The following is a 12,381-nucleotide window of genomic DNA, read 5'->3' on the forward strand; positions in this document are numbered from 1 at the left end:
GTCTCCGCCCCCTTACTTCGACTCAGTTGCTGAGCCCATTTGGGCAAGCACACCTAAAATATCTTGATAGAAATTTTCTCGTGTCCCTTGACGTTTTAACTCTTTATAAAGAAGTCCATCCTGAATAAATAAAATACGTTCACAATAGCTCGCACTAAATGCATCGTGTGTTACCATCAAAATACTTACATTGTGATTTTCATGTAAATCTTGCATCGCTTCTAATAAACTTTTTGCATTTTTACTATCAAGTGCTCCTGTCGGTTCATCTGCTAATACGATTGCCGGATTATGTACTAAAGCTCGTGCTGCCGCTGTTCTTTGTTTTTGTCCACCAGAAACAGCAGTCGGGTATTTAGTTAAAATTTCAGTAATCCCTAATTTCTTTGCTACTTCATTTACTTTTCCAGTAATCTCACTTGACGGTACGCCTTGCAAGGAAAGTGGTAAAGCGATATTTTCATAAATTGATAAATTTTCTAGTAGATTAAAATCTTGAAAAATAAATCCTAATTTTTGAGAACGAAAATCTGATAATGCATTCCCCTTCATAGAAGTAATATTTGTGCCAGCTATTGTTACACTGCCACCTGTCGCTTGATCAAGTGTACTAATCACATTTAGTAATGTCGTTTTACCAGATCCAGAAGGACCCATAATCCCTACAAACTCTCCTTCTTTAATACTTAATGAAACACCCCTTAATGCTTTTGACTGATTCTCATTTCTTTTCCCATACGTTTTTTCTACACTTTCTACAGTAACTACATTTGTTGACATCTCTTTCACTCCATCCCTTTTGTATAGTATAAATTTCCCATATGTTTCTTATATTTTTCTCATAAAAATTCTTAAGAATTTTTAAATTTTCCAAATGCAGATTGAGATACATAAGGAATACAAACGATTTCTCTGCTTAATATTCTCATTTTTCTAAAATCCTTTCATTCGATTTCCCTTACATTTACCTTACATTTTTGTAAGGTAAAAAAGAAAACAAACCACTTCATAAGAGCATTTCTTTGGAATGAGAAATGCTTTTTATTGTTATAAAAATTAAAAAGATATTCCAATAACAATAATAACACAATAAAAAACAATATAATTTTATTGCAAAACGATAAATCGCATGATAAAATCATGTTGTTATTACATAAGTGAGGTGCTTTTCATGAAACAAGTTACGACACTCTTTTTAAAGCTAGCTATTATTTTTATAGGATTCCCAGTTCTTGCATTGTGCATATTTTTGGTGCCTAAGATTGGGAATTTTGCTGGAGAATTGTATCCAGATATTGCTTATATGAAATCTCTCGTTTTAATCGATATGTACGCGGCAGCGATACCTTTTTACTTTGCTCTGTATCAAGCTTTTAAACTTTTAAGCTATATTGATAAGAACCAAGCGTTCTCGGAATTATCGGTAAAGGCTTTAAAGAATATAAAATACTGTGCCATCACGATCAGTACCTTGTACTTGCTAGGTATGCCACTCTACTATCTCATGGCGAAAAAAATTGATCCTCCAAGTTTCATACCAATCGGATTGACCATCATTTTCGCCTCTATGGTGATCGCCGTTTTTGCTGCTGTTCTCCAAAGGCTTTTACAAGAAGCTATTAATATAAAATCAGAAAATGATTTAACGGTCTGAGGTGGAGAATATGGCAATTATTATTAATATTGATGTGATGTTAGCAAAACGAAAAATGAGCGTAACGGAGCTTTCGGAGAGGGTTGGGATTACGATGGCGAATCTTTCCATTCTGAAAAATGGGAAAGCAAAAGCGGTTCGTTTTTCAACATTGGAAGCGATATGTAAGACTTTAGATTGTCAACCAGGTGATATTTTAGAGTACAAAAGCGACGAATACACTCAATAAAAACAAATAACAACTTTCTTCAACCAATGGGATTAGATTGTGAAATTAAGATGAAGGGATAGCAATTAAGCTATCCCTTCTCTGCGTTTATTATTGTTATTTAATATACCTTTAATTACTTTAACTTCAGTATTAAATATTAATGGTGTGTTTTATTATCAATCTCTATTTCCTATTTTTTATTTCCTCTTTCATACTTTCCACAAACGCATCTAGTTCAACAACTTCTGACTTCTCTTCACCATATTTTCGTACATTTACAGCTTCGCCTTCCATTTCCTTATCTCCAATAACAAGAACATACGGAACTTTTTGCATTTGCGCTTCTCTAATTTTATATCCTAACTTTTCATCTCGTATATCTCGTTCGACACGAATTCCGGCTTGTGCTAATTTATCTGCAATCCTATTTGCATATTGTTCATGCACTACATTTGAAACTGGAATTACTTTCACTTGAACTGGTGCCACCCACGCTGGGAACGCGCCGCCAAAGTGCTCAATTAATATTGCTAAAAAACGGTCTAAAGATCCTAATACAGCACGGTGGATTACAACCGGTCTTCTTTTTTCATTATTTTCATCTATATAATTTAAATCAAATTTCTCTGGCATTTGGAAATCAAGTTGGACTGTTCCGCACTGATGACTTCTATTTAAAGCATCTTTAATATGGAAGTCAATTTTCGGACCGTAAAATGCACCGTCACCTTCATTTAATCTATATTTATAATTTAATGATTGTAATACATGTTCTAATGCCGATTCTGCTTGCTCCCATAATTTATCGTCCCCCATTGAATCTTCTGGACGAGTAGAAAGCTCTACTTCGTACTCAAATCCAAAAGTTTTATACACATAATCAATTTGCGCCAACACTGATTTGATTTCATCTTCAATTTGTTCAGGTGTTACAAATAAATGAGCATCATCTTGGCAGAAAGTACGAACTCTTAATAATCCATTTAAAGCGCCACTAAATTCATGTCGATGCACTTGACCGAACTCACACATACGAATCGGTAATTCGCGATAAGAATGCAATTTATTTTTAAACATAAGCATATGTCCTGGACAATTCATCGGTTTTAACGCAAAACTTTTATAATCCACTTCTGAGAAATACATATTATCTTTATAATGCCCCCAGTGCCCTGACTTCTCCCATAATTCTTGATTCATCATAAATGGAGTACGCACTTCTTGATAATTGTACTCATTTTGAATTCCTCTTAAAAATGCTTCTAATTCATTGCGAATAATCTGTCCTTTCGGCAAGTAAAAGGGCATTCCCGGAGCCTCTTCCGAAAACATAAACAATTCAAGTTCACTACCTAATTTCCGATGATTTCTCTTCGCAGCCTCTTCAACAAAATGTAAATACTCTTCTAATTTTTGTTGAGAAGAGAAAGCAACACCATATATACGCTGAAGCACTTGATTGTTACTATCGCCTCGCCAATATGCTCCAGAAACATGAGTTAATTGAAATGATTTCAGATAACCTGTAGATGGTAAATGTGGTCCTCTACATAAATCTACAAATTCACCTTGCTTATACAGTGTTACACTTTCCTCATTAGGAATTGCTTCTAAAAGCTCTAATTTCAAACTATCATTCATTTCTTGAAACAATTCTTTTGCCTCTTCTCGAGAAACCTCAACTCGCTCTATCTTTACATTTTCATTTATAATCTTTTTCATTTCTTTTTCTATTTTGGGTAAATCTTCTACGTTTACACTACTTGCAAGATCCATGTCATAATAAAATCCATTTTCAATAACTGGTCCTACACCAAGGTTTACATCACCATAAATTCTTTTCACAGCTTGCGCTAATATATGTGCCGCAGAGTGTCTTGCAATTTCTACACCTTCACTTGAATCAATAGTAATAATTTCTACTTCTGCATTCTCTTCAATATTTCGTCGTAAATCAAAAGACTGATCATTAACTTTTCCTGCGACTGCTTTCTTTTTCAAGCTACTACTAATTGCCCCAGCAATTTCTTCTAAAGTAATGCCTTTCACAAATTTTTTAACGCTACCATCTGGAAATTTAATTTCGATCATCTGTTCTTTCATTTTTCATCTCTCCATTTCATAATAAAAAGCACACTCATCCCTAAAATAGGGACGAGTGTGCTTTTACCCGTGGTTCCACCCAGATTCCCATCACTAAATGCAATGGCTTCTTTTACGGTAACGTCGTTTACACGGCACTAGATACTTGATTTCCCCAGTGCAGCTCTAAGGTGGTAAGTTATTTTACTGCGTTAGGAAGTTCTCAGCTTTTCTTCCTTCTCTGTATAACCGTTTAAAATAACTCGTGTCCTTTTCTTCGCTTATTATGAAATAAAATATAAAAAAGCATATTCATCCCTAGTAAATAGGGACGAATATGCTTATATTCGTGGTTCCACCCAGATTCCCATCACAAAAAACATAATGGCTTCTTTTGCGATAACGTCGCTTACACGGCACTAGATACTTGATTTCCCCAGTGCAGCTCTAAGGTGGTAAGTTATTTTACTGCGTTAGGAAGTTCTCAGCTTTCCTTCCTTCTCTGTATAACCGTTTAAAATAACTCGTGTCCTTTTCTTTGCTTTTGTAACAAATCCATTTATTGTTATTTAATATATCCTATTCATTTTATTTTTACAAGTGTTAAAAATATATTTTTTATTCAAAAAAAAGAAACCAAAAACATTTTTTGGTTTCCCCTTCTCTTTTTTACCAATCTTGTGGTTCGTAATTTAAGTCTGAAAATAGGCGTTTTTTCTCTTTTTTCGATAAATCTCTCCACTGTCCGACTGGTAAATTATTCAACTCAATATTCATAATTCTCGTACGTTTTAACGTGTATACTTGATAACCCAAAGCTTCACACATACGGCGAATTTGACGATTCAACCCTTGTGTTAAAATAATTTGGAACTCATATTTTGATAACTGTGTTACTTCACAAGGAAGTGTTTTTGTTCCTAAAATTTTAACACCAGCTTCCATTTCTTTTAAAAATTCAGGTGTAATCGGTTTGTCTACTGAAACAATATATTCTTTTTCATGTTTATTTTCAGCGCGTAAAATCTCATTAACAATATCGCCATCATTCGTTAATAAAATTAAACCGTCTGAGTCTTTATCGAGACGTCCAATATGACTAATTCGTAAAGGATGATTCACTAAATCGATAATATTACCTTTTACTGCTTTTTCACTTGTACATGTAATACCTACTGGTTTATTTAAAGCGATATACACATGGTCTCGAGCAATACGAAGTTGCTCTCCATTTACTCGTACGTCATCACCTGGATTTACTTGGTCACCAATTTTTGCAACCTTACCGTTAATAATTACTTTTCTCTCGTTAATTAACTTATCTGCTCCACGTCGAGACGCTTTTCCAGCTTCACTAATAAATTTATTGATACGCAAGTTAGGCACATCCTTTTCATAAAAAATTTCAAGCTCACACTGCTTCTACCCTACAATACAAAAGGGTAAGCCTCCTATTATAACTTAAATATATTAACATGAAAGGGTATATGACGTCTTCACTTAATTACATGTTTACACGAAAATAATTGGTCCTCTTTTCCTTTTCACCTCAAACTGTTTAGCAGTCAATAGATTAACCCTTGAATATAACATCATTTATTTACTTTTTTCATAGATAATATACCGATATAAGTTGGATTAATAATGCCTAAATAACTCACAATATGTGGAAAATAAAAAAGAACCCTTTTGAAAATAATCAAAATGGATCCTTCTTCAGCTAAAATAATACTAGTTTTTATACAAAAGTGTTTTTAATAATTATAACCTTTAATTGAAAACAACATTCAATATCGTCCAACCAACAAAATAATCTCAAAAGCCCCTAATTTTTTACGCTTCAATATTTTCTTCACATACTCCAAAAAGAAGCCCTTGATTATCTATACAATAAGCAAAGTAACCCATATTAGAAATAGCAGTTTTAGGTACAACTACTTGTCCACCATTTTCAATAACTTTATTTATGTACTCATCAACTGAAGGTACTTCAATCGAATTAGTCGTCCTAGTAGCACCATCAGGTGATTTCATTAACCCACCATCGATACCAGGTCTATCACTCTCGCCTGTAATTATGAACCAATAGTCATGTGGCCCAGGCATTTTTTCAAACTTCCATCCAAAACTATTTTTATAAAATTGAATAGCTTCTTCAGGGTTTGGGACTTGCAATTCAAATCTTAAAACTTTACTCATTTAAATACCCCCTCTTGTTCTTGTACAAAATAATTATACAAGAACAAATGTTCTATATCAACTTTATCTAAACCAGCTACTTTAACAAGTTCTAACTTTATTTAGAAGCGGCAACAGACCATTCTTCCTTCCGAATAACTCTCTGCCCATTTATATTTTCAACATACTCATTTACATTTGCTAACTTATATAACTCTGGGAAAATTTCTTCCATATAACGTTCATGTGCTATTTCATCTTGCCAATACGTTAATACTATGTAACGATTTTCAGTCTTTAAAGACTTCCCAACAACTCCACCTAACATTCCTTTTGCATTTTCCATTCCTTTATTCCAAATTGTTTCTTGCTTATGTAAATAATACTTTTCTTTTCCTTCTTTCACATCGCAAATTGCAACTCTTACAAATGACCCTTGTGCAATTACGTCTTTCAAAGGAGTTTCTGCTATATCATACAACGTTTGAAACATTTCAATATTACAGGAAATATATGTGCCTTCTTGATTACTATTAAAAAAAATTGTATCGTGAGCATCATTCATGAATGATTGATATGCATTTCTATCTTTCCATAAAGTATATACACACGCTTCAGCTTCATTCCACCCACCAAATTGTCCATAGAATCCGTCTAAATACTGTAAATCACGCCATTTTTTTTGTGCATCAGAAAACAATTCCCTTTTCTCTTCTTCCACCTTGCAAAATATTGTTTTTAATAGCATTTCTAATCCCCCTTATGATACAGTTCATTTCCCACTTGCATTATTTTGTTTACATAATAATATTATGTATTTCAAAAATACCCCTGCTTTTATACTCAATAAACAAAAACTATTTTTAGTTCCTCTAAATCTATCAAACCACCAAATTGATTTTATTTCAAATAATTCGGAATTCAAGTGAGATGTAATCCTATACGGATTACATCTCACTCTTAACTCATTTACATATTTACTATTTCAAAATAAAAAATGATTGCATTTCACTAATTGTATATCTATAATATTTTTATTGATTCTATACACAATCAATACGTTTAAGTTTTTAATTTTATAGTTCGGATGAACCATTCAGGAGAAGGTCTATTGATCTACCGACGGGGCAAAAAGTTGCTGAACCAACTTTGAAACTCTCAGGTCTTGTTTACAAGTAGAACTGCATGGGGACGAATCTCTGGAGAGACTCCCTCTCGCTTAATATAGCGCGGAGGAAAACGAGCACCGAAGGAGCAAATCCGCTAATCTAGCGGATAATCTCTCAGGTAAAAGGACAGAGACAAGCGAAAGAAAATGCCGATTTGTATCGGTTTATTTTTCTATCCCTTGTTTCTCCAGAGACCATTTCATTTCCTTGAAGTGGTTTTTATTTTTTCTAAAAAAGGAGAATACAGATGGAAACAGTAAGTAAAGTATTAGAACAAATTAATCAGTATGTGTGGGGGTTACCAACTTTGTTGCTACTCGTTGGAACTGGTATCATTCTCACAGTGCGCCTAAAAGGTTTACAGTTTAGTAAACTAATATACGCTCACAAACTAGCTTTTAAAAAATCAGAGGATACATCAGCTTCTGGAGATATTAGTCACTTCCAAGCACTGATGACAGCTATGGCTGCAACGATTGGTATGGGAAATATAGCAGGTGTCGCAACTGCTGTGACAATCGGTGGACCCGGCGCAATCTTTTGGATGTGGATTACTGCTTTATTTGGAATGGCAACAAAGTATGCCGAAGCAATCCTTGCGGTGAAATACCGTGTTAGTAATGAAAATGGTGAATACTCCGGTGGACCAATGTATTATTTAGAACGTGGTTTAGGGAAAAAATGGCTGGCTGTTTTATTCGCTATATTCGGCACAGCTGCTTCTTTCGGTATCGGTAATATGGTTCAATCTAATTCAGTTGCAGAGGCAATGCGAATCAATTTTTCTTTCCCTCCTGCATTAACTGGTATACTCATGTCATTCTTAATCGCTATCGTTATTTTGGGCGGTGTAAAAAAGATTGGTAGAGTTACTGGATATATCGTTCCTATTAAAGCATTCTTTTATATAATCGCTGGCCTTATTATTATTTTCTATCACTTTGATCAAATTCCAGAAGCATTTTCACTTATTTTTTCTGGTGCATTTCAAAGTACTGCAGCTGCTGGTGGTTTTATCGGCGCAACAGTTGCATCTGCAATTCAAATCGGAATGGCACGTGGTGTATTTGCTAACGAGGCTGGTTTAGGAAGTGCTCCTATTGCTGCGGCTGCTGCCAAAACAGATTCACCTGCAAAACAAGCTTTAGTTTCTATGACTGGTACTTTTCTAGATACATTTATTGTATGTACAATTACGGGGCTAGTATTAATTACTACAGGCGCATGGAAATCAGGTAAAACCGGTGTTGAAGCTACAATATTAGCATTCCAATCCGTATTCGGTACTGCTGGTAGTATGATTCTCGGTATCGCCATTATATTATTCGCCTACTCTACTATTTTAGGTTGGTCGTATTACGGAGAGAAGTGTGTTGCTTATTTATTCGGACAAGGTGCTGTACGATATTATAAAGCAATCTTTATCGTTATGATTGCTATTGGAGCTAATTTAAAATTAGGTGTTGTATGGACATTTGCCGATATTGCGAATGGACTTATGGCGATTCCAAACTTAATTGGTCTAATTGGATTAAGTGGTGTAGTTGTCGCTGAAACAAATCGGTTTTTACAAGCAGAGAAATTAAAAGAAATCAATAAAAAACAGGCAAGTTAATGTTTGCTTGAAATAAAATCAGTTCAAATTTCATTACAAATATCGATTGTATATAGAATAAACCCACACATTTTGAAAAATGTGTGGGTTTTAATTATTATCCACTTAAACAAACACAACTGTTAGTTTAAGAATATTCCTTCATGATTAACATAAATAAAGCTTTCTTTAAACAGTATAACTTTATTTTAAATCCACAGTTAATCTATCAAAAAAGGAATGACTCATATATAATGAGCATTCCTTTTTCAAACTATATTACTCCCCATCCTTCTGAACCATATGTAAATAAAGTACAAAATCCATCATAGTCGACGAATGACCAAGTTGACGAATCATCGCTGTTATATTCCCTCTATGATATGTACCATGATTTACGACGTGTTGTACTAGCTCTAAAATTGAAGTTTCTAATTTCCCTACATAAGGGTTCTCAATAACAAATACAGCATTTACTTCTTTTAGTATACTTAGAAATTCTTTATACTGATTGGCCATATTTATAAACATTTTTTCTAATTCATGTAACGACTTTGCTTCGAATTGTTTTTGTATTTTTTCACGATTTTGTATTGCCTCACTCATACTTTTACCATGTAATATGTGTAACCATACGTGATCAGTAATATAAATATGTGCAAAAGTATCCTTAATTGATGGAAATACACTCTGTACCTTTTCGTTGAAGATTATCTCATAATTTGGTAGCTCTTTTAATCGATTGAATAAGCGTGTATTAGCCCATACATGATAATCAAACTGTTTTAACATGTAATCTTTCAATTTACATCGCCTCCTTATTGTATGAAACGAATGTTTTGTTTCTTCATTTCCGATTCTCTATCAGCTTTTACAATCCCTTTTTCATTAATTTCATGTTTATTTATAGTTTTATATTTTACATAAGCATGAAATTCCGTTTTAAATGGAAACGGTGTAATTCGAATTGTTTCTTCATCCATCCAATCAGCTCGAATAGGTTTCTCATCCTTACTATTAAAAATTTCTGTTCCTTCAAAACCATCTTTAAATAAATCAATCTCATCTTTCTTTTTTACACCAGGTTTATTCATACATACATATAAAGAAAGTTCATCGCAAAACTTTAATAATCTATAATGTTTATCAAACATCGCATATTGTTCTTTTGTTAACGTTTTCAAAATTCTTTTTTGTCGTTCCAATTCCCCTGTATAAAATGACATCATCTCTTCGTCTTCCTCATTTAATGGAAACGATAAAAAATGTTTACTACAAAGTAACGCCCCGTATGGATTTGACTCTTCAATTGCATTCAAACCAATCGTATAAAAAACAAAGCGTAATGAACTTGGACAATCCATAAATGTATATGGAATATGTTTAGCATCATTCAAAATTGGTACTTTATCAAGCTCTATCCATCCTCTATCATGTTCGTATATTGCATCGATTGTCTCTTTTAAATATGTTTTATCTTCAAAAACATCTTCTTTTATATGGCTTGCAATCTCACCAGCTAAAAAACCATGATCATGTTGACGAATTAATATACTTTCTTTCTCATTCTTTTCACGAAAAATCATCCGTATACTTCCCCCTCATCTTCATATTATAGCTTGTCGTATGCATCAATTCTTAATAAATCCCTTTTAATTTGCAGGGATTCAGTTTCTTTCAACGAAATTAACATAAATATACAGCATTCTTTCTAATCACAAAGATAGCTTTATCTTTACTAACCATTATACTAAAACATTCGTTCTAAAAATTTTTTTATGAGGTGAAAACATGAACAAAACAGAATTAATTAAAAATGTGGCACAATCAGCTGATATTTCTCAAAAGGATGCTTCCACAGCTGTACAATCCGTATTTGACACCATTGCTACTGCATTACAATCTGGCGATAAAGTTCAACTGATCGGTTTTGGAACTTTTGAAGTGCGTGAAAGATCTGCTCGTACAGGGCGTAACCCGCAAACTGGAGAAGAAATTCAAATTGCTGCTGGTAAAGTTCCAGCATTTAAAGCAGGTAAAGAATTAAAAGAAGCTGTTAAATAAACAAGAAACCAGCCATTTTATAGGCTGGTTTCTTGTTTATTTCTTATTTAAGCAGTTCCTGTATATTCTCTGCATGATACACTTCACAAATATAAAATATACATTTGCAGTTCCTTACAATTTGATATTTTCTAGTTGGATAAACATTCGCTGAAACAGAACATCCATCAAACAATTCAATAATATTTCCAGATGGCTGATATCCTTCATATAATACGTTTCTTCTTACTTCCATCTTTTCTATAAGTTTTTCAACTGGAATATTTCCATCCTCTAATTCTTGCTTTATAGTATGTGGTAAAAACGAAGTATCTGCAAAAATTAGATTTTCAGATAACACCTTACCTTTATAACTAACATTAGATACGCGGTAAAGAAATGTTCCGTTTTTATCAAAGAAATTTTTTGCTTCTTTCGGAATGTACTGTCTATCAATTACCTCTTGTTCTAGAACATCAAATTGAACTGTATCATTCAAAAGCTTTTCTAAAGCAAAAATAGATGATGTATCTCCAGAAAATAAAATATTTTTAATTGCTTGTACATTATAAGTTAATTCGCTTTTTCTATTTTCCGCCACTAACATGAGGAACACCTCTTCTATAAAATATTTTATTAAACTTATTTATAATTTAAAAGCAATCCCGCGTCTAACTGCGTAATTTCAGTTACTTCTTTACTAAATATTGCAATGGAAGCCATATAACCCACACTTGGCCTTACATCTTCCATCATTGTATTTTCTGCTAACTCTTGTCTATCTTTAAAAATCAACAATTTTGGAGGGTCATTTGGAGCTGATACTGTAATTTCTACTGGTGGGATCAATAGTCCTTCACCTGTCGCTTTCAGCACTGCTTCTTTTCGAGTCCAATATGTTAAAAATCCTTCTAGTCGCTGCTCATCAGGTAATTTCATAACTTGTGCTATTTCAATGTCTGTTAATACGCCCTCTGCCATTTTCATAACATCTATATTTGGATTCATTTGTTCAACATCAACACCAACAGGTGCAGATTCTGTAAATGCCACGACAACCCACTCACCCGAATGGGAAACGGATATTTGCGGCATACCTTCTGGTAACTGTGGTCTGCCATGTTGTAATTTACATACTGGGCACATTCGATCAATCGGTACTTGAACTGGCGACATAGAAAGTACCTTTCCAAGTACTAATCTACTAATTACGCAACCTATTATAAAACGCGCACGGTCTGCCGAATGATGATATGAATTTGCTTTCTCTCGCTCTACATCATTTAGTAAATTGTAATGCCATGATTGTAAATCTGAAATTCTTGCCCACCATATTTGACAACTATTCTCATTAAGAGTTGGTACAGAATCTACAACTTTACTCTCTATCATGTAAACTCTCTCCTTTTAAATGCCAATATCACTTTATTTTAAAAGAGTATTAGCATGC

General features: G+C 33.6%; 13 protein-coding genes, 1 riboswitch and 2 other annotated features. Of the genes, 4 read left to right on the forward strand and 9 right to left on the reverse strand.

All coding sequences use genetic code 11. The annotated features are described in order from the left end of the window. Nucleotides 1-12 precede the first annotated feature (12 nt). Nucleotides 13-780, reverse strand: a complete 768-nt coding sequence (locus tag MKX77_RS12535) for an ABC transporter ATP-binding protein (RefSeq protein WP_002085698.1) — start codon at nucleotides 778-780, stop codon at nucleotides 13-15. Nucleotides 781-1,171: 391 nt separating this feature from the next. Between MKX77_RS12535 and MKX77_RS12540 the strand changes: the two genes are divergently transcribed. Both MKX77_RS12540 and MKX77_RS12545 read left to right on the forward strand, forming a co-directional pair. Continuing rightward, a complete protein-coding gene (locus MKX77_RS12540) occupies nucleotides 1,172-1,654 on the forward strand; it encodes a DUF2975 domain-containing protein (RefSeq protein ID WP_002127302.1) in 483 nt (160 codons plus the stop codon). A 10-nt stretch (nucleotides 1,655-1,664) separates the two neighbouring features. Beyond that, nucleotides 1,665-1,883, forward strand: coding sequence for a helix-turn-helix domain-containing protein (locus tag MKX77_RS12545; protein ID WP_002168434.1), 219 nt, complete (start codon nucleotides 1,665-1,667; stop codon nucleotides 1,881-1,883). Between the two features lie 165 nt (nucleotides 1,884-2,048). Here MKX77_RS12545 and thrS read toward each other — a convergent pair whose 3' ends face one another. The 4 genes from thrS to MKX77_RS12565 all read right to left on the reverse strand — a co-directional run bounded on the left by thrS (nucleotide 2,049) and on the right by MKX77_RS12565 (nucleotide 6,873). Next, on the reverse strand, nucleotides 2,049-3,968 hold the full coding sequence (thrS, locus tag MKX77_RS12550; RefSeq protein WP_341306819.1) for a threonine--tRNA ligase: 1,920 nt from the start codon (nucleotides 3,966-3,968) through the stop codon (nucleotides 2,049-2,051). 44 nt (nucleotides 3,969-4,012) lie between these two features. Continuing rightward, nucleotides 4,013-4,234: a binding site (T-box leader), on the reverse strand. 37 nt (nucleotides 4,235-4,271) lie between these two features. Then, nucleotides 4,272-4,495, reverse strand: a binding site (T-box leader). Between the two features lie 121 nt (nucleotides 4,496-4,616). After that, on the reverse strand, nucleotides 4,617-5,324 hold the full coding sequence (gene rluF, locus MKX77_RS12555) for a 23S rRNA pseudouridine(2604) synthase RluF (RefSeq protein ID WP_215556291.1): 708 nt from the start codon (nucleotides 5,322-5,324) through the stop codon (nucleotides 4,617-4,619). A gap of 456 nt (nucleotides 5,325-5,780) precedes the next feature. Continuing rightward, nucleotides 5,781-6,146 carry a VOC family protein gene (locus MKX77_RS12560; RefSeq protein WP_341306820.1) on the reverse strand — a complete coding sequence of 122 codons (366 nt, stop codon included), beginning with the start codon at nucleotides 6,144-6,146 and terminating at the stop codon, nucleotides 5,781-5,783. A gap of 97 nt (nucleotides 6,147-6,243) precedes the next feature. Then, nucleotides 6,244-6,873 (reverse strand): YdbC family protein, encoded by a 630-nt coding sequence (locus tag MKX77_RS12565; protein ID WP_341306821.1) that lies wholly within the window; start codon nucleotides 6,871-6,873, stop codon nucleotides 6,244-6,246. Between the two features lie 441 nt (nucleotides 6,874-7,314). Next, nucleotides 7,315-7,434, forward strand: a riboswitch (glycine riboswitch). A gap of 107 nt (nucleotides 7,435-7,541) precedes the next feature. Here MKX77_RS12565 and MKX77_RS12570 point away from each other — a divergent pair. Next, the gene (locus tag MKX77_RS12570) at nucleotides 7,542-8,909 is read left to right on the forward strand and encodes an alanine/glycine:cation symporter family protein (protein WP_341306822.1); all 1,368 of its coding nucleotides are present in this window, start codon (nucleotides 7,542-7,544) and stop codon (nucleotides 8,907-8,909) included. A gap of 258 nt (nucleotides 8,910-9,167) precedes the next feature. Here MKX77_RS12570 and MKX77_RS12575 read toward each other — a convergent pair whose 3' ends face one another. Together MKX77_RS12575 and MKX77_RS12580 are read right to left on the reverse strand one after the other, a co-directional pair. Continuing rightward, nucleotides 9,168-9,692, reverse strand: coding sequence for a DinB family protein (locus tag MKX77_RS12575; protein WP_341306823.1), 525 nt, complete (start codon nucleotides 9,690-9,692; stop codon nucleotides 9,168-9,170). A gap of 14 nt (nucleotides 9,693-9,706) precedes the next feature. Next, a complete protein-coding gene (locus MKX77_RS12580) occupies nucleotides 9,707-10,474 on the reverse strand; it encodes a DUF3891 family protein (protein WP_341306824.1) in 768 nt (255 codons plus the stop codon). Between the two features lie 205 nt (nucleotides 10,475-10,679). On the opposite strand from MKX77_RS12580, the gene MKX77_RS12585 reads away from it, so the two are divergent. Continuing rightward, a complete protein-coding gene (locus MKX77_RS12585) occupies nucleotides 10,680-10,952 on the forward strand; it encodes an HU family DNA-binding protein (protein ID WP_215556286.1) in 273 nt (90 codons plus the stop codon). Between the two features lie 43 nt (nucleotides 10,953-10,995). Here the strand turns inward: MKX77_RS12585 and MKX77_RS12590 are convergent, their stop codons facing one another. Then, a complete protein-coding gene (locus MKX77_RS12590; RefSeq protein ID WP_341306825.1) occupies nucleotides 10,996-11,538 on the reverse strand; it encodes a chorismate pyruvate-lyase family protein in 543 nt (180 codons plus the stop codon). A 35-nt stretch (nucleotides 11,539-11,573) separates the two neighbouring features. Beyond that, nucleotides 11,574-12,323, reverse strand: coding sequence for a 4'-phosphopantetheinyl transferase Sfp (gene sfp, locus MKX77_RS12595; protein ID WP_341306826.1), 750 nt, complete (start codon nucleotides 12,321-12,323; stop codon nucleotides 11,574-11,576). Between the last annotated feature and the right edge of the window lie 58 nt (nucleotides 12,324-12,381).

Origin of the sequence: Bacillus sp. FSL R9-9410 (assembly GCF_038050385.1) — a bacterium.
Lineage (GTDB): Bacteria > Bacillota > Bacilli > Bacillales > Bacillaceae_G > Bacillus_A > Bacillus_A cereus_U.